Origin of the sequence: Streptomyces sp. NPDC051315 (assembly GCF_044455165.1) — a bacterium.
In the GTDB taxonomy this organism is placed as follows: domain Bacteria; phylum Actinomycetota; class Actinomycetes; order Streptomycetales; family Streptomycetaceae; genus Streptomyces.
Genome location: NZ_JBITEN010000014.1, coordinates 59508 through 75999, shown reverse-complemented (window position 1 = coordinate 75999; position 16492 = coordinate 59508). Strand labels below are relative to the sequence as shown.

Below are 16492 nucleotides of genomic sequence, written 5' to 3'. Positions count from 1 at the left end.
GGCGCAGAAGGAGAGGAGCACCCATGAACCCGGCCGCGACACCGGATGCGCCGGACTCCGGCGGAACCTCGCCCCAGGAACACGTCATGACCGCCGAGGAGCGAGCGGAGTACGAGCGACTGCGCCGTCACGCGGCGATGCGCCACCGGCGGGTACGCCAGGCCGGCTCCTCGGTCCTCCTCCTGCTGGCCCTGCTCCTCGCCCCCCTGGCCGTGGTCGCGGCCTGGGTCCAGGACACGGTCTCCGACACCGACAGGTACGTGGAGACCGTCGCGCCGCTGGCGTCCGAACCGCCCGTGCAGGAGGTCGTGATCAACCGGCTCACGGACCGCGTGGTGGCCAACGTGGACGTCGCGGCGGTGACGGCCTCGCTCACCAAGGCCCTCCAGGACGCCGGCGCGCCACCCCGCGTCCTGGAGGGGGCCGAGTCCCTCGAGGGGCCGCTGCGCAACGCGGTCAGGACCGTCGTGGACCGCATTGTGACCCGCGTGATCACCAGCGACGCCTTCCAGCAGGTGTGGGAGGGCGCCAACCGGCGGTCGCACGCCGCGGTGGTGAACATGCTCACGGGTGCCAGGGAGGGTGCCGTGCGCGCCGAGGGCGACACCGTCCAACTGGACGTGGGAGCGGTCGTCGACGAGGTACGGGAGCGGCTCGTCGACGCGGGCTTCGACAAGGCGGCCGCCATCCCGGACACCGACCGGACGATCACGCTGTTCCAGAGCGAGGAACTGGGCAAGGCGCAGGACACCATGCGGCTGCTGGACATCCTCGGCACCTGGCTGCCCGTCCTGACCGTCGTGCTCGCCGCGCTCGCCGTGTGGACCGCTCCGTCCCATCGGGTGATGCTGCTGGTCACCGCGGCGGGTGTCGGCGTGATGATGGTGGTGCTGCTCGTCGCGCTGGCCGTGGTCCGACGGGTGTATCTGGACTCGGTCCCGCCCACGGCGCTGCCCACCGACGCGGCCGCGGCGATCTTCGACACGTTCGTCCGGTTCCTGCGCGACAGCACGCGCACCCTGCTGGTCGTCTCGGTGATCACGGCACTGGCCGCGTACCTGTACGGTCCCGGGCGCCCCGCCCGCGCCGTCCGCACGACGGCGGTACGGAGCACGACGGCCGCCGGCCGGGGGCTGCGCAGCGCCGGGGTGCACACCGGGTCCACCGGACGCCGACTGGCGGACCACCGGGCATGGACCACCGGCGGCGTCATCGCGGCCGGAGCGCTGGCCTTGGTGCTCTGGAACCACCCCACGGTCGCAGCGGTGGCGCTCGTTCTGGGCATCGTTCTGGCCGTCCTGGTCGTGGTGGCGGTCCTCGCGGCCGCCGCGGGCCCGACCGCCGGGCACGAGGACCGGGCGGCGGCCCCGTGAGCCGGGGCGGGAATCCGGCCCCGCCCCGGCGTCCGGCAGGCGCCCGGCGGTGGAGCGGGGACAGTCGCCGTCCCCCGCCGAACGCGGGCAGAAGCCCGGTCCTGCCGCGCGGGAGCGCGTCCGTCGGGTGCCGGGGCCGCCCGCAGGTTCACCCGCGTCGGGTGAGGCCGTCCGGCCCTGACCGCCCCCACGCTGAAGACAGCACCCAACGGCGGCCGGGCGAGCGCCCGGAACGGAGAAGAGACATGAGCGCGCAGACGTACCTGGCGTACGACTATCCCCTGCTGAGCGTCTTCTGGAGCATGCTCTTGTTCTTCCTGGGGGTGTTGTGGTTCGTCCTGCTCTTCCGCATCGTCGTCGACATCTTCCGCGATGACGTGCTGAGCGGGTGGGCGAAAGCCGGCTGGCTGGTGTTCACCATCCTGCTGCCCTTCCTGGGTGTCTTCGTCTACGTGATCGCCCGCGGCAAGGACATGGGCCGCCGGGAGATAGCGCAGGCCCGAGCCCAGCAGGAAGCCTTCGACGCGCACATCAGGGAGGCCGCGGGCGGCCCGGGCCGGCCCAGCAGCGCCGACGAACTCAGCAAGCTGTCCGAGATCCGCGCCCGCGGCGACATCACGGACGAGGAGTTCCGCCGGGCGAAGGAACTGGTCCTGACCGGCCACGGCTCGGCGGAGCACGCCGGCTCCACCGCCCGTACGCCCCGTCGCTGAGCATCCGCACACCACGAATCGAGGCGCAAGATGACCGCGGCACACACCCCGGCACAGACGGCGAAGCAGGAATGGGCAACCGGCCTGACGGCCTTCGCGGCAGTGATGCTCTTCCTCGCCGGCCTGCTCGACATCTTCCGGGGCATCATGGCCATCGCCGAGGACGACGTCTTCATCACGACGCGCGACTACGTGTTCGCTTTCGACCTGAGCGGCTGGGGCTGGATCCACCTCGCTCTGGGCGCGGTCGCCGTGATCGTCAGCATCGGGCTGCTCCGGACCGCGGTGTGGGCGCGCGTCGCCGGCGTGGCCATAGCCGGACTCGTCATCATCGCCAACTTCCTCTCCCTGCCGTACTACCCGGTGTGGTCGGTCGTGATGATCGCGCTCTCGGGCTTCATCGTCTGGGCCCTGTGCGTGGTTCCGCGCGGCAACCTCTTCGACCTGTCCGAGGAGCGCCCGCTGCCCGATGAGCGCCCACCGAACAGGGTGTGAGGCGCAAGCGTGAGGCGGAGGAGTGCGGCGGAAGAAGGGCCGGCAGGTGGGATCACACGGCGGCGGGAACGCGAGGGGATCGGGCGAGGCAGGGACCGCCACGGTGTCCCAGGGCAGTGCGGGACTGGCGCGCCTCGCCGTGCTCGCCCTGCTGGGCAGCATCCTGGTGCCGCTCGTCGCCGCCGGTCTGCGGAGCGTGCTGTGGGCGCTGGCCGGCATCGCCGGCCTGGCGCTCGCCGCCGTCGGTGTGTGGTGGACCCTGGCCCACACCGGTGCGCTCCGTGCCCTCGGGGCGGCGCTGTCGGTGATCGCGCCGGTCGCTGTCCTCGCCCTGTACGCCACGTACGGCATGCTGGGGCCGGCCGTGCTGTCCCTGGGCCTGTGGCTGCTGGCCGTCACGGCGGCACGCACGGCCCTGGCACCTGGTCGCACCGCTTCCGGACAGGCTGTCGTCGAGGCGCCCCACGCCCCCTGGGTCCTGATGAATCCGCGCTCCGGCGGCGGCAAGGTGGATCGTTTCGGCCTGGTGGAGAAGGCCCGGGCCGCAGGCTGCCGGGTGGCCCTGCTCGACGCGGGCCAGGATGTCGCCGGGCTGGCCCGGCAGGCCGTCGCCGACGGAGCCGACCTGCTGGCGGTGGCGGGCGGCGACGGCACCCAGGCGCTGGTGGCCGAGGTCGCGGCGCGCCACGACCTGCCGTTCGTGGTGATTCCCGCCGGTACCCGCAACCACTTCGCCCTCGATCTCGGCCTCGACCGTGACGATCCGGCGGCCGCCCTGGAAGCCCTGACCCACGGCGTCGAACTCCGCATCGACCTCGGGTACGCCGCGGACCGGGTCTTCGTCAACAACGCCTCGTTCGGCACGTACGCGTACGTCGTCACCGACCCCGCCTACCGGGACGCCAAGGCCCGCACGACCCTGCGCACCCTCCCCGGCCTCCTCACCGGCGAGGACGCGCCCAGACTGCGGACGCGGGCCGACCGGACGTACGTCGATGGACTTCAGGCGCTGCTCGTCAGCAACAATCCCTACGGGCGGGCCGTCGACGCGGCCCATCCAGGGCGCAGGAGGCGGCTGGACTCGGGACTCCTCGGGGTGGTGTGCGTGCGGGTCGGCAACACCGCTCAGGCGGCGCGCGTGGTGCGCGGTCCGCGCTCCGGGGGGCTCATCCGGCTGAACGCCGCGGAGGTCGTCGTCGAAGCCGACACGGACACCCTCCCGGCCGGCATCGACGGAGAACACGTCGTCCTGCCGTCCCCCGTCGTGTGCCGCAGCGCGCCCGGGGCACTCCGGGTCCGCGTGCCGCGCCGCCGCCCCGGTGCGCCTCGGGCGGGCGGGGCGGCGGCCGACTGGCCGCGCGTGACACGGCTGGCGCTGGGCCGCCCGTTCACGGGCCGGGGACAGCACGAACTCCGCAAAGGTCACCGGTTCACCGCACCGCCGTCACCGCCCGGTGGAGTCCCAGGAAGTTCCTGACCGAACTCGACAAAGAGATACCGGCCGGCCTTGCGGCCCACCTGGTCCTGGACGGCTACGTCGCCCCCCGGCCCGCCCCGGTCCGTCACCGCCCGGCGCCCTCCGCGTCGTGCCTCCGTCGTAAAGTCCTGACGCGTGCGCGGACGACGACTTGGCAATCGGTACGAACTGGTCGAGCTCTTGGGCTCCGGCGGCATGGGGGAGGTCTGGCGGGCCAGGGACCGGGAGTTGGGCCGTGACGTGGCGGTCAAGATTCTTCTCGCGGGGCGGGCCGAGGGCGTGGACCGGGAGGAGTCGCTGGCTCGCTTTCGGCGCGAGGCGCGGGTCGCCGCCGCGCTGGACAGCCCGCACATCGTCGCCGTGCACGATCACGGGACGGACGGCGGGAGTCCGTACCTCGTGATGGCGCTCGTCGAGGGGCGGACGCTGGAGCAGGTCCTCCGGGAGAGCGGACGGGTGGCCGTCGCCGACGCGCTGCGGTGGATGGCGGACGTGTGCCGGGGCCTGGACGCCGCGCACAGGGCCGGCATCGTCCACCGTGACATCAAGCCGGCCAACATCATGGTCACCGGCGAGGGCGCCGCCAAGATCGTCGACTTCGGCATCGCCAGGTTCACCGAGTTCCGGGCCGACGACCCGCACGTGACGCAGACCGGGCGGCTGCCCTTCGGGAGCGTTCAGTACCTGGCGCCCGAGCGCTTCCGCCAGCGCCGGGGGGACGGCCGTACCGATCTCTACGCCGTGGGCTGCGTCCTCTACGAACTCCTCGTCGGCAGGCCCCCGTTCGTCGGAGACGCGGCCGGCGTGATGTACAACCACCTGCACGACGAGCCCCTGCGGCCCAGTCGGGCCCGTGCCGAACTCACGCCTGACGTCGACCGGTTGATCCTCGACCTCATGGCCAAGGACCCGGACGACCGGCCCCGCGACGCGAAGGCCGCGCTCACCCGGATCGAGGCGGTGGCTCAGGCACTCGCTCCGGCGCCCGTGGCGGAGACGGAGCCGACTCCTGCGCCCGCACCGGAGACGGACCCGGCTCCTGCCCACGGATTGGAGACGGACCCGGCTCCTGCGCCCGGACCGGAGGCGGGACCTGTTCCCGTGGCGCCCGCGGATGGCGTACCGGAATCCGGCCCCGAGGACGCCAAGCCGCCCGCCGCCCCACGGCCGGTGTCCCGGGCCGTCCTCTCCGAACAGACCTCGGCGCAGTCACCCTGGATTCCCTCCTCCCCGTCCCCCTCCGCTCCGCGACGCACCCGCCGCACCCCTCTCCTCGCCGCCGTCGCCGCTCTGCTCGCCCTCGGCATCCCGGCCGGCATAGGCCTGAGCCTGGCGTCCTCGGACGGCGCCGACGACGGGGGTCAGGCCAAGGCTCCGGCCACCGACAAGACCTCCGCGGCTCCGACGTCGTACACGCTCGGTGTGGCGTACCACTGGGGAGACGACGAGGACGGGCAGGATCCCCGGATCACCACGCAGGTCGTCAAGGCCGCGCTGAAGGAGGCCGAACGCAGGGCGGGGCGGAAGATCCCGGTGAACGTCGTGTCGGTGCAGGACTACGGACAGACGCCCGCGGAGGAACTGCTGGAGCAGCACCCGGGAATGATCGCCCTCGTCGGCGCGATCGACGACTTCTCGGACATCGAGACCGACTGGGCCGATGACATGGCTGTGGTCGACACCTGCGAGGGCGGTGGCGGACCGGACGGGGAGTACGCCCTTCCCGCGACGGAGTTCGAGGTCGGGCGGCAGGCGGCCCGTTACCTCGCGGGGGCGTACGGCGTCAGCAAGGTCGTGGAGACGTCGAAGAGTTACTGGGACACGGACACCGACGAGGACACCTTTGGACACGGTCTGCGCAAAGCCGGCCTCACCGCGCTGCCACTGCCCTCGCAGAAGGGCACCGACGACCTGACGGCGAGCCGGATCACAGCGGACCTGGACACCGCGCGGCCGGACGCCGTGACCGTGTCCGACCTGCGGAGCGGCGAAGAGGCCGTCGTCCCGACCGTGCGGAAACGCGGCACGCTGATCGCCGTCCACGCGCGCTACGCCTCGGCCTGCGACACCGGCGACGACTTCGAGATGTTCGCCGGGCAGGACGAACAACTCCCCGACGGCAGCCTTCGCTTCCGCACCTTCCACGACGAGCGGCAGAAGCCCGACTGCACGGAGTTCCCCCAGCTGTGCACGGCTTCGGCCGACCTGAGGAAACTGCTCGGCTACCGCGGCGCGGCCGAGCTGTACGACGGCACGCTCGCGATCGCCGCGGGCCTCGACCGGGTGTTGGGTGACGGAGTACGACCGGCCGCCGACAGCCTCCGTCCACAGCTGCGGGCCGCGCTCGGCACGGTGGTGAGCGACGGGCTCCTCGGGCGCTACTCCTTCACGGGGCACCAGGCGCAGAGCCGTCCGGTGTGGGTCGACCGCCTGGTCGACGGCAGGTGGAAGCAGCTGGGAACGGTCCAGCGCCTCACGGGCGAGGTGACGAACGGGACCGGATGACGGTGTGGGTCGGTGGGTGGTGAGGGCCTGCGACGGAAAGCGGGTGTCGCGGGTTCGGATCCTGCCGGGAGCGCGGAGAGCAGGCCGGCTCAGGAGGGTGCTCCCCCTGAGCGGAACCTTCTTGGGTGCGGGGTCGTGCCCCACGCGTGGCCCACCGAGTCCCCTGCTGTGAACGCAGGTGGACGACGGCGCACCCCGTTCGGCTTCACGTGGTCAGCTGGGGGCATGGAGACCATCATCGCCAGCGCCATAGCCGTCCTGGGGACGCTGCTCGGCTCGGGAATCACTCTGGCGTTCCAACAGCGCACCACCGACAGGAGCCATGAACTCACCCGCCGCGAGAAGCTCCGGCAGGAACGGCTCGATGCCTACTCCACCTACGCCGGAGCGTTGATCAACTACCGCCGCTGCCTGATTCACCTCTGGTTCTGTGAGCACCAGCAGCCACCGCCGGAGGACCCGGACACGGTACGCATCCGCGCCTACGACCTGCGCTCCGAGGCTCAAGAGGCCCTCTTCAGGGTGCAGATGCTCACGGACGCCGAGACGCTGAGCCGGACCGCGGAGGACGTACTCGCTGACATCACCACGCTGCCCAAGGCCGGCAGCAGAGCCGCGTTCGACGATCTCAGAGTGCGGACCCGTGACGCCATCAGCCGGTTTGTCGGCATGGGCAAGCAATACCTCTGAGGCGCTTGGTCGACAGCGTCCACCACGCCGTGCTCGGGCATCGCCCGGCCGCACCGGCTGACCATCGCCGTGCGACCGAGGAACAAGTCGGTCAGCAGCATGGCCGGCCACATCATGTACGACCAGCCCTGAAAATCGGCGTCCCGCCACGTCGCTCACCGCCCCGCCCCGGCCCCCCGCGCGATAATCGGGGCATGACCTCACCGTCCTCCGTGTCCGAGTCGCGGCGCGCGCCGTACGCCCGGCGGCTGCCCCGGGAGCCCGGCGGGCTGCGCGGGCCCGGGTGGGGGACGTTTCGCCTGGTCCTGCGTCAGCTGTCGTCCGCTGCCCGGGGCGTCGCGTGAATCGGCCTGATCCGCACCGGCGCCTGCTGGCCGACCTCCTCGACGTGGGCGCCTACTACCCGCTCGCGCTCGCCGGCAGCTACGCCGTTCAGGCGCACGGTCTGGTGGAGCGCGTCAGCCAGGACGTGGACGTGGCCACCGAGAACCCGGCCGACATGGAGGACATCGCCGCCACCGTCCGAGCCGGACTGGAGGCACGCGGTTGGCTCGTCCGGTCGTCGGGGACCGACCCGCTGTCCGCCCGGCTGTTCGTCACCGACCCGGCCACCCGTGAGGAGTGCGAGGTCAACGTCGTCAAAGAGGTGCTCTGGCGCCCACCGGTCCCCACGGAACTGGGTCTGGCCCTCTCCCTCGAGGACGTCGTCGGCACCAAGGTCCGCGCACTGGCCGACCGTGGCCTCGCCCGTGACCTCGTCGACGTACACGCCGCCTCCGAACACTGGAGCCACCCCGAGCTCGAGGAGCTGGGCCGGCGCCACGCCCCCGACACCTTCGACCTCACCGACGTCCAGGCCCGCCTGGTCGGCACCGACTACATCGACGACAGGGAGTTCGCCGCGTACGGACTCGACGACCCGGCCATCGCCGACCTGCGCCGGTGGGCGCAGGAGTGGGCGGACGACATCGCGGAGCGGCTCCTCGAATCGTCCGTCCCGGAAGAGGCTGCGGAAGAGGTTCCGGAAGAGGAGTGACGCCCCCGGCAACCGTCACGGGTCCGGCCGTCGCGCGGGTCCGGTCGTCGCATGGAGCAGACCGGCGCGCCCGCACCGCCCCGAGTCAGCCCTGCTCCGCCGGGCGGGAGAGCTTCGGCGGCGTGCCCGTGCCCGGGCGCGAGGGGCGGCGCACCGCCGCCAGGACGAAGGTGATGCTGATCAGCAGTGACCAGGCACCGAACTTGTCCACGCCGACCGGCTGCCAGCCGTCGAGCTGGTACGGGTAGCGCCACGCGCCGAGGTAGGTGGCGAGGTTCTCCGCCACCCACAGGAAGAAACCGATCAGGACGAACGACAACGCCAGCGGCATCCGTCGGCGAACGCCTCGGACCGTGTACCGCACCCAGGTGCCCGCGGTGACCGCCAGGAGCGCTGCGGCGAGCGGCCAGCGTGCGTCGGGCAGCCAGTGGTGGCTGAAGAAGTTGACGTAGACGGCCGCGGCCACCAGCGCCGTCGCCCTCGGGCGGTAGCGGACGAGCTCCAGGTCGAACAGGTGCCAGGCACGGCAGACATAGCTGCCGACGGCCGCGTAGAGGAAACCTCCGTACAGGGGGACGCCCGCGAACTTCAGTACGGCCGGCTCCGGGTAGCTCCATGAGCCGAGTGACACCTTCACCAGCTCGAAGGCCAGGCCGATGACGTGACAGGCGGCGATGACGGCGATGTCCCGTCCGTCCTCCCAGCCCCGCATCCAGAACAGCAGCGTGAGGAGCACGCCGTACGCGAGGAGCAGGTCGTAGCGGGCCACGGGGAGATGGGGTGGCAGCACCGTGGACGCCGCCACCCCGGACAGCAGGGCGATGGCGAACGCGCAGGCCCGGGTCTGCGTCCAGGCGAAGTCGAGCAGCTGGCGAACCGGTGAGGGCAACGAGGTGAGGGCGCTTGAAGTGAACATGGTGTCGGAGAGGACGGCCCTGCCGCCCCTCCGGGTTGCGCCGAGGCCGCACCACGGGCCGGCCCGGCACGTCAGCCGGCTGCCCCCTACGCCTCGCGGACTACGGGTCCCTCCCCCGCGGCTAGGCTTCCCGCATGGGTAAAGCCGCAGGTGAGCAGATAGGTGTCGGGCCCGCCCTGGTGCGGTCGGCGTTCCTGGTGAACGCCGTGTACGCCGAGTCGAGCCGGGCCCACGGCATCACCCCTCAGCAGGGACAGCTGCTCTGCGCCCTCATGCGGCAGCCCTACGGGATGAGTGAGCTCGGGGAGGTGCTGGGGCTCGCCAAGTCGAGCCTGACCGGGCTGGTGGACCGGACGGTGCGGCGCGGGCTGGTGCGGCGCGAGGCCGACCCGCGCGACGGGCGGGCGGTACGCGTAGGGCTCACCGACGAGGGGGCCCGGCTGGCCCACGGGTTCCACGACGAGACCTGCCGACGGGTCGAGTCCCTGCCGTCCGGACTCAGCGGGACCGAGCGCGACCGGCTGGCCGCGCTGCTCGCCCGCGTCGTCCTCGACAACAAGGTGCCCGAGGTGTTCACAAACCCCGAGGCCGACGCGTAGTTGTCGCCCCGTAGAGGTCACCTCGTAGGCATCCCCCGTACAGGTCACGCCGTGAGCGTCACCCCGTGGCCCTCACCGGCCGGGGATCCCTTCGCTCGCCCCAAGGGCGGCGTCCGAGCGTGGCCAGGGTCAGGGTGACCGCCACCGACGCGAGCGCCATCACCGTCATCGCCGTCGCCGGCGAGGTGAGTTGGGCCGCCGCGCCCGCCAGGGCCGCGCTCACGCCCTGCATGGTGAGCATGCCGGCGGAGTGCAGACCCAGGGCGTGGCCGCTGAGTTCGGACGGGGTGAGGGCCATCAGCCGTTCCTGCTGCACCAGGGTCGCGCCGAAGCCGACGGAGGCCACGGCGGCGCAGAACGCGGCGAACGGCAGGGCCGGGCGCAGGGCGAAGAAGACGTACGGGGTGGCGAGCAGCAGCAGGAGAGGGGTGGCCGCACGGGTACGGACGGCGGGCGGGAGCAGGCGGCCGACGGTGAGATCACCGACCAGCATGCCCAGGGCCGCGCACGCGAACAGGGTGCCCGCGGCGGCGGGATCGTACGGCACGAAGAGGGCCTCGCAGCCGACGACCAGACCGTTGGGGAGCCAGAGGCCCAGGTAGACCAGGCGGCGGGGGCGGGAGGACCAGAGCAGGGCGTTGGTGCGCCAGGTCTCGGCGACCGAGGGGCGGCCGGTGGTGCGGGGCGGGCGGGGGGTCAGACCCAGGCGGGCGATGGCGGCGGCGGTCGCGTGGAGGAGGGCGGCCAGGAGGAGGACTCGGTGCGGGGAGAGGGCGGTGACCAGGGCGCCGCCGGTGGCGTAGCCGGCGATCTGCATGAGACCGCTCATCATGTTGAAGACCGAACGGCCGGGCAGGTAGTCGCCCTTGGGCAGGATCTCGTTGAGCAGACCCCAGCGGACACCGCCGCCGAGGGCCGCCACCAGGCCCTGGGCGAGGACGACGGCGAAGACCGCGACGAGAGGCAGGCCGGGGACGGCGAGGACGGCGGTGACGGTGGCGAAGGCGAGGGAGAGACCGGCGAGAGCCGTCCTCGGGGGGAGCCGGTCGGCACCGGAGAGGAAGAAGGTCGCCCCCAGGACCTGGGCGAGGGACGGGCCGAACATGCTGACCGCCGAGAGGAGCGGGGAGTCCGTCGCGCGGTAGACCAGGGTGCCGAGGGCGAGGCCGGCGGCCGTCTGGGCGGCGGTGTGGGCGGCGGAGGAGAGGAGGAGGGGAGTGAACTCCGATACGCGCAGGAGCTGTCGGTAGCCGGTCATCCCCGGAGTCTCGGCCGGGCCCCGGAGCGGCGGTTATTGTTTCGCCGGTACGCGAAAGGTCGTAGGGCTGTCGGGGGTGTGCGGATTCTCCGGTCGTACGGGTGTACGGGTGCTACGAGACCTACGGGTCTACGGGGCCTACGGGTCCTACGGGTCCTAGGAAACCCACGAAACCTACGGGTCCTACAGGTCTACGGGTTGGTCGTCGAGTCGTCGCCTCGTACGGGTCGTACGGGTCGTACGGGTCGTAGGGGGGTGTCGCGGGTGGGGTGGTGGCAGGTGAACGCCGACACCCTGGCGGGGAGCCGGTTCGTGATCTCGCCGTTCGCCGAGACCTTCGCGAGTCTGAAGCTGCTGCACGCGGGGGTGGCCGCGCATCCCGGGGAGGGGGCCTGGCTGCGGGCGCATCTGCCCGGTTACCGGGAACGGCTGGCCGCCGACCCGGTGACCGCGTCGCTCGTACGGGCCGGGCTCGGGCGGAGCTGGATCGCTGACTTCCTGACGCCCACCCCCCGGGACGGGGAGAGCGTCGAGGAGACCCTCGCCCGGGTGCGCGCGGCCCGTCCCGCCGACACCCACGCGCATCTGCGGATGTCGCTCGCCGGGGCGTTGCCGGCGGTTCTGCAGCGGGACGATCTGGGTGCGCGGGCGGCGGGACTCCTGGAGTACGTGTGGGAGGCGGCCGTACGGCCGGACTGGGAACGGCGGCGGCGGGTGCTGGATGCCGACGTGGTCGCGCGGACCGCGCGGGTGAGCCGGGGCGGATGGGCGGCCGTACTGGACTCGCTGCGGCCGGGGACGCGGTGGCTGGGAGAGAGTCGGTTCCAGATCAATCTGCACGAGTACCCGCCTCGGGAGATCTCCGGGGCGGAGCTGCTGTTCGTGCCGGTCACGCCGCGGACCGGGTGGGTCTCGTGGGAGGGGCGGGAGCGGTACGCGGTGGTGTACCCGTGTACCGGGGCGCTGGCCGGGGACCACCGGGAGCGGGCGGCGCCGGCGGCGCTCGGGGCGCTGCTGGGGGCCGGCCGGGCCACGGTGCTGGTCCTGCTGGACAGCCCGCTGAGCACGACCCAGCTGGTCGCCCTGACCGGGCAGGGGCTGGGGTCCGTGGGGCGGCATCTGCGGGTGCTGTCGGAGGCGGGGCTGGTGGAGCGGCGCAGGGCCGGGCGGTCGGTGCTGTATTCGCGGACGGGGGCGGGGGACGTGGTGGTGGAGGCGAGCGGGGGCACCGTGGGCTGAGGCCTGCGGGCCGGTCGCGGCCGGGGTGGGTCGCGCCCGCGAGCGGCGGCTCGGGCTAGCATCCCCGGCATGACTACAGATGCCGGTGCTTCTCCCCTCGACGTCGAGATCGGTGCCCTCAAGGGTGGTTCCGCGGAGCTTTCCCAGTACGCGGGACAGGTCGTCCTCATCGTGAACGTGGCCTCCAAGTGTGGGCTGACGCCGCAGTACTCGGGGCTGGAGCGGCTCCAGGAGCGGTTTGCCGGGAAGGGGTTCACCGTGCTCGGCGTGCCCTGCAACCAGTTCCTGGGGCAGGAGCCGGGCAGCGCCGAGGAGATCGCGGAGTTCTGCTCGGCGACGTACGGCGTGACCTTCCCGCTGACCGAGAAGGTGGAGGTGAACGGGGAGGGCCGGCATCCGCTGTACGAGCGGCTCGTCGGCGTCGCCGACGGCGAGGGGCACAGCGGGGACATCCGGTGGAACTTCGAGAAGTTCCTGATCGGGCGGGACGGGACCGTCGTCGCGCGGTTCTCGCCACAGACCGAGCCCGAGTCGGCCGAGGTCGTCGCCGCCGTCGAGGCCCAGCTGGGCTGACCGCTTGACCTTGCCCCTGGGGCAGGCCGGAGCGTGCTCGTCGTCGGGCGGAGAAGGCCGCCCGGTGACGGAGGACGACGTGGTGGACGTACGGGACGACGAACTGCTCACCATCGGCGCGTTCGCGGCGCGGGCCCGCCTGTCGGCCAAGGCACTGCGGCTGTACGACCGGCTGGGGCTGCTGGCCCCGGCGCACGTCGACGAGGCCAGCGGGTACCGGTACTACCGCGCCGGGCAGGTGGAGCGGGCGCGGCTCGTGGCCATGCTGCGCCGGCTGGACATGCCGCTCGCGGGGATCGCCGAGGTGGTCGGCGCGGCGGACGGCAGCGAGGCCGCCGGCCTGCTCGCCGCCTACTGGGCGGACGTCGAGGCACGGTTCGCGGCCCAGCGGACACTCGCCGCCTACCTCCGTGGACGACTGTCGGGGAGGAGCTCCGAGATGTACGGCACGTTCGAGGTCGAGATGGTCGACGTACCCGCGCAGGTGGTGATCACCGAGAGGCGGCACACGCTGGCGGACGAACTGCCCGCCTGGATCGGCGCGTCCCTGGGCCGGCTGCAGGAGGGGGCGGCGGCCTGCGGCGGTGTCACCGGAGCGCCGTTCGTCGTGTACCACTCCGAGGTGTCCATGGAGAGCGACGGGCCCGCCGAGTCGTGCGTGCCGGTCGCCGACGAGGCGGCGGCACGGGCGTGGGCGGCGGCGCAGGGCCGGGGGCGGGACGTCTCGGTCCGGGTGGAGCCGGCCAGGCGGCTCGCCCGCACGCGGATCACCAAGGCACAGGTCGCCCATCCGCAGATCCTGGCCGCGTTCGAGGCGGTGGAGGCGTGGATGAAGCGGGAGGGCCTGGAGTACGACGGCCCGTGCCGGGAGATCTACTTCGCCGACTGGGACACGGCGGGTCCGACGGACCCGGTGTGCGACGTGGCGTTCCCCGTGCGGTGATCAGGTAGCGCGGGGTAACCAGCCGAGCCCCCTCGGCAAGGACGGCGAGCTCGTCGAGAGGGCTCTTTCGGTGGTGCGAGTGAAGTCGTCAGCCGCGGCACGGGGCGAGGATCGAAGGATCCTCGCCCTACGCCTTGACCGAGGCGACGAAGAGGTTCCACGCGTCGGCGGGGAAGTCCAGCACGGGCCCGTCCTGGACCTTGGAGTCCCGTACGGCCATGGCCGCGACGACCGGCGACTTGACCTCGACGCACGCGCCGTTGCCGGTCGAGTAGGAGGACTTGGTCCACGTGTCCGTGTTGCCCTGACGGATTGCCATTTTTGCTCCGGATTGCCAGTGTGATGAATTGCTGTCGCCGTACGCGGGGCGCGACTGCGGGCCCACGGCACGGTTTCCGCCAACGGTGTTTCTCGATGGCGTGATCGACGCTACTCGCCAACATCGGCTTACGAAGAGACTATTCACTCGACTGGATGGCATATTCCAGGCGGGTCTTCCATCCCGGGCGGGTGAAGGTGTACGGTGCGGCACCCTCCCGCCCAGGGGGCGCCGGAGGCCCGGACTAGCGGGCGTACTCCTTGGCGATGTCGGCGATGAACTGGCGGGACTGGTCCACGTTCAGCGCCTGCGCCCGCAGGTGTTCGTACATCACGCTGTACTTCTGGACGTCGTTCGGCTTCTCCAGGTAGAGGTCGCTGGTGACGCCCTCGATGTAGACGACGCTGGAGTCGGACGCGTCGGGGAACTCCAGGATCGCGTACTGGCCGTTCAGTCCCGGGTGCGCGCCCATCTCGAAGGGGATCACCTGCACGGTGACGTGCGGAAGCTGGGACTGCTCGACGAGGTGCTCCAACTGGTCCCGCATCAGCGACCGGTTGCCCACGACCCGGCGCAGGGCCGCCTCGTCCATCACCGTCCACAGGCGCAGCGGGTTCTCCTCGGCGCTGATTCGTTCCTGCCGACGCATGCGCACCTGGACGCGCTTCTCGATCTCGGTGGGCGCGGTCTCCGGCAGCGCTCCCGAGATGAGCGTCTCGGCGTACTGACGGGTCTGCAACAGGCCGGGCACGACTTGCGGGTCGTACACGCGCAGGCTCGCCGCGTCGGTCTCCAGGCCGATGTAGACGCTGTAGGGGACGTCCCCGAAGGCGTGCCACCAGCCCTGCTGGCGGGAGTCCTTGGCCATCTGCATCAGCGACTCGACGATCCGCTGGTCCTCGACCTCGTAGACCCCGCACAGATCGCGCACGTCGCGCTGGCTGATGCTGCGGCGGCCGTTCTCCAGGCGGCTGATCTTCGACTGGGACACGAGCAGGCGGTCGGCGACCTGTTCGGCCGTCATGCCCTTGTCCTCGCGGAGCTTGCGCAACTCCTGGCCCAGCCGGCGCCGCCGGACGGTGGGATTGACATTGGACGCCACGGGACGTGCACCTCCGGCTGCGTGCCTGCAACTAACACTTTGCGTATCTGCTGTTGAGCAGACTGCCACCAAGGTGCTTACTACCGCTGGAAAACGGTGGATATGCGGCCGGTACAGGCCAGTCAGGCGTTTCTATCAGCCGCCCCCCGGACATGCGTCCGCGCGGGGCGGTGGCGCGGCGTGTCCCCCGGGGGACGTACTGCTTCACCACCCCGCGCGGGCCGCGGCGGCTCCCGAACGGGTCCAAGGGGTGTGCGGGTGCTACGGGTCGTACGGGGGCGTAAGGGACGGCCTGTGGGCCGCGTCCCTTACGGGTCTTACGGGTCGTACGGGTGGTACAGATCCTGCGGACCGTGCGGGTCTTACGGGTCGTGCGGGTCGTACAGGCCCTGTGGACCGTACGGGTCGTACGGGTCTTACCGGTCGTACGGGCTGTCCGAGCCGTACGGGCTGTTCGGGTGCGTCGTGGGACTGCGGCTCAGTGGGCCACGACGCGTGCCATCGAGCCTCGGTGCGGCTGCGCCGGAACGCCACGGGCGGGTTCCGGAGCGGGCCTGGCTCCCGGTCCGGCCTGGCGGCCGGCCTGGGCCGGGCTGCGGCGCGGCTGGACGACGGCGCCGTTCTGAACGTCCATCACGGCGTGCGCCACGAGCCCGCCCATGGGGTCGTGCCGGATCAGGTCCCGCAACCGGGACCGGGACGAGCGTCCCTCGTTCCCCGGGTACAGGTGCTTGCCGAGGCCGACCGCGTGCGCCAGTGCGGCGAGCGCCGCGGTCCGCGGGTCCGGCGGTACGCCGGTGCGGATCGCGGAATCCAGTCGGGCCCTGATCTCCCGGCTGATGTCGGTGTCCGTCGCCTGGTAGCGAGTCGTCGGCAGCACTCCGCACATCTGGCCCGCCACGGCATGCACCATGCCGCACCGCTCCAGATGCGAGAGGTAGGTCTGGCGGAGCCCGAGACGCGGCCCGCCGATCCAGTGGACGGCCCGAACCGGAGCGCCACGCCTTCGCAGCAACTCCAACGCGCAGTCCAGTGTCGGATCTCCAGTCGGCCGTGGGGACACCACGGCGATACGATCCCCGTCTGGGGCTATCCGTCCGGCCAGCGCCAGCTCCACTAGCTGTGCTCCGGCCAGACCAAGGTCGAGCGACTGCGGCTGTGCAGTGGTACCCGTGGCCGGGTCCAGTGCCAGCAACAGAAGCTCCTCCGGAAGTGTTCTGCGGCTCCTGCCCATCCATGCCTCCCCGCGTGGAT

17 protein-coding genes are annotated in these 16492 nt (G+C 71.9%); 12 read left to right on the top strand and 5 right to left on the bottom strand.

What is annotated here, in order from left to right; all coding sequences use genetic code 11:
* Positions 1-23: 23 nt before the first annotated feature.
* From ACIBBD_RS25520 to ACIBBD_RS25485, 8 genes are all read left to right on the top strand, one after another.
* Complete coding sequence (locus tag ACIBBD_RS25520) at positions 24-1373, top strand: hypothetical protein (RefSeq protein ID WP_399421856.1); 1350 nt, start codon at positions 24-26, stop codon at positions 1371-1373.
* A gap of 245 nt (positions 1374-1618) precedes the next feature.
* On the top strand, positions 1619-2086 hold the full coding sequence (locus ACIBBD_RS25515) for an SHOCT domain-containing protein (RefSeq protein WP_399421855.1): 468 nt from the start codon (positions 1619-1621) through the stop codon (positions 2084-2086).
* A gap of 30 nt (positions 2087-2116) precedes the next feature.
* On the top strand, positions 2117-2581 hold the full coding sequence (locus ACIBBD_RS25510) for a hypothetical protein (RefSeq protein ID WP_399421853.1): 465 nt from the start codon (positions 2117-2119) through the stop codon (positions 2579-2581).
* A gap of 103 nt (positions 2582-2684) precedes the next feature.
* Positions 2685-4058 carry a diacylglycerol/lipid kinase family protein gene (locus tag ACIBBD_RS25505; RefSeq protein WP_399421852.1) on the top strand — a complete coding sequence of 458 codons (1374 nt, stop codon included), beginning with the start codon at positions 2685-2687 and terminating at the stop codon, positions 4056-4058.
* A 135-nt stretch (positions 4059-4193) separates the two neighbouring features.
* The gene (locus ACIBBD_RS25500; RefSeq protein WP_399421851.1) at positions 4194-6563 is read left to right on the top strand and encodes a protein kinase; all 2370 of its coding nucleotides are present in this window, start codon (positions 4194-4196) and stop codon (positions 6561-6563) included.
* Positions 6564-6788: 225 nt separating this feature from the next.
* On the top strand, positions 6789-7253 hold the full coding sequence (locus ACIBBD_RS25495; protein WP_399421850.1) for a hypothetical protein: 465 nt from the start codon (positions 6789-6791) through the stop codon (positions 7251-7253).
* A gap of 194 nt (positions 7254-7447) precedes the next feature.
* Positions 7448-7597 carry a hypothetical protein gene (locus ACIBBD_RS25490; protein ID WP_399421849.1) on the top strand — a complete coding sequence of 50 codons (150 nt, stop codon included), beginning with the start codon at positions 7448-7450 and terminating at the stop codon, positions 7595-7597.
* Entirely contained in the window at positions 7594-8289 is a 696-nt protein-coding gene (locus ACIBBD_RS25485; protein ID WP_399421848.1) for a nucleotidyl transferase AbiEii/AbiGii toxin family protein, read from the top strand. Before ACIBBD_RS25490 ends, ACIBBD_RS25485 begins: the two co-directional genes overlap by 4 nt.
* Before the next feature lie 85 nt (positions 8290-8374).
* Here the strand turns inward: ACIBBD_RS25485 and ACIBBD_RS25480 are convergent, their stop codons facing one another.
* Complete coding sequence (locus ACIBBD_RS25480) at positions 8375-9205, bottom strand: DUF817 domain-containing protein (RefSeq protein WP_399421847.1); 831 nt, start codon at positions 9203-9205, stop codon at positions 8375-8377.
* 134 nt (positions 9206-9339) lie between these two features.
* On the opposite strand from ACIBBD_RS25480, the gene ACIBBD_RS25475 reads away from it, so the two are divergent.
* A complete protein-coding gene (locus ACIBBD_RS25475) occupies positions 9340-9804 on the top strand; it encodes a MarR family winged helix-turn-helix transcriptional regulator (protein WP_399421846.1) in 465 nt (154 codons plus the stop codon).
* Positions 9805-9862: 58 nt separating this feature from the next.
* On the opposite strand, the gene ACIBBD_RS25470 is transcribed toward ACIBBD_RS25475, so the two are convergent.
* Positions 9863-11062, bottom strand: coding sequence for an MFS transporter (locus ACIBBD_RS25470; RefSeq protein WP_399421844.1), 1200 nt, complete (start codon positions 11060-11062; stop codon positions 9863-9865).
* Between the two features lie 264 nt (positions 11063-11326).
* On the opposite strand from ACIBBD_RS25470, the gene ACIBBD_RS25465 reads away from it, so the two are divergent.
* The 3 genes from ACIBBD_RS25465 (at position 11327) to ACIBBD_RS25455 (ending at position 13817) form a co-directional block, all read left to right on the top strand.
* Positions 11327-12301 carry a winged helix-turn-helix domain-containing protein gene (locus ACIBBD_RS25465; protein WP_399421843.1) on the top strand — a complete coding sequence of 325 codons (975 nt, stop codon included), beginning with the start codon at positions 11327-11329 and terminating at the stop codon, positions 12299-12301.
* Positions 12302-12370: 69 nt separating this feature from the next.
* Positions 12371-12874, top strand: coding sequence for a glutathione peroxidase (locus tag ACIBBD_RS25460; RefSeq protein WP_399421842.1), 504 nt, complete (start codon positions 12371-12373; stop codon positions 12872-12874).
* A 64-nt stretch (positions 12875-12938) separates the two neighbouring features.
* A complete protein-coding gene (locus ACIBBD_RS25455) occupies positions 12939-13817 on the top strand; it encodes a MerR family transcriptional regulator (protein ID WP_399421841.1) in 879 nt (292 codons plus the stop codon).
* A 127-nt stretch (positions 13818-13944) separates the two neighbouring features.
* Here the strand turns inward: ACIBBD_RS25455 and ACIBBD_RS25450 are convergent, their stop codons facing one another.
* The 3 genes from ACIBBD_RS25450 to ACIBBD_RS25440 all read right to left on the bottom strand — a co-directional run bounded on the left by ACIBBD_RS25450 (position 13945) and on the right by ACIBBD_RS25440 (position 16472).
* The gene (locus tag ACIBBD_RS25450; protein WP_399421840.1) at positions 13945-14136 is read right to left on the bottom strand and encodes a DUF397 domain-containing protein; all 192 of its coding nucleotides are present in this window, start codon (positions 14134-14136) and stop codon (positions 13945-13947) included.
* 244 nt (positions 14137-14380) lie between these two features.
* Complete coding sequence (locus ACIBBD_RS25445; protein WP_399421839.1) at positions 14381-15238, bottom strand: helix-turn-helix domain-containing protein; 858 nt, start codon at positions 15236-15238, stop codon at positions 14381-14383.
* A gap of 478 nt (positions 15239-15716) precedes the next feature.
* Positions 15717-16472: a GPP34 family phosphoprotein gene (locus ACIBBD_RS25440; RefSeq protein ID WP_399421838.1), complete on the bottom strand. Its 756-nt coding sequence runs from the start codon at positions 16470-16472 to the stop codon at positions 15717-15719.
* Positions 16473-16492: the final 20 nt, after the last annotated feature.

Excerpts from the sequence above, each read along its gene's own strand:
- ACIBBD_RS25520 (WP_399421856.1), top strand. The coding sequence starts at position 24 with ATGAACCCGGCCGCGACACCGGATGCGCCGGACTCCGGCGGAACCTCG.
- ACIBBD_RS25470 (WP_399421844.1), bottom strand. The coding sequence starts at position 11,062 with ATGACCGGCTACCGACAGCTCCTGCGCGTATCGGAGTTCACTCCCCTC.
- ACIBBD_RS25460 (WP_399421842.1), top strand. The coding sequence starts at position 12,371 with ATGACTACAGATGCCGGTGCTTCTCCCCTCGACGTCGAGATCGGTGCC.
- ACIBBD_RS25510 (WP_399421853.1), top strand. The coding sequence starts at position 2,117 with ATGACCGCGGCACACACCCCGGCACAGACGGCGAAGCAGGAATGGGCA.
- ACIBBD_RS25450 (WP_399421840.1), bottom strand. The coding sequence starts at position 14,136 with ATGGCAATCCGTCAGGGCAACACGGACACGTGGACCAAGTCCTCCTAC.
- ACIBBD_RS25480 (WP_399421847.1), bottom strand. The coding sequence starts at position 9,205 with ATGTTCACTTCAAGCGCCCTCACCTCGTTGCCCTCACCGGTTCGCCAG.
- ACIBBD_RS25495 (WP_399421850.1), top strand. The coding sequence starts at position 6,789 with ATGGAGACCATCATCGCCAGCGCCATAGCCGTCCTGGGGACGCTGCTC.
- ACIBBD_RS25475 (WP_399421846.1), top strand. The coding sequence starts at position 9,340 with ATGGGTAAAGCCGCAGGTGAGCAGATAGGTGTCGGGCCCGCCCTGGTG.
- ACIBBD_RS25515 (WP_399421855.1), top strand. The coding sequence starts at position 1,619 with ATGAGCGCGCAGACGTACCTGGCGTACGACTATCCCCTGCTGAGCGTC.
- ACIBBD_RS25490 (WP_399421849.1), top strand. The coding sequence starts at position 7,448 with ATGACCTCACCGTCCTCCGTGTCCGAGTCGCGGCGCGCGCCGTACGCC.
- ACIBBD_RS25440 (WP_399421838.1), bottom strand. The coding sequence starts at position 16,472 with ATGGGCAGGAGCCGCAGAACACTTCCGGAGGAGCTTCTGTTGCTGGCA.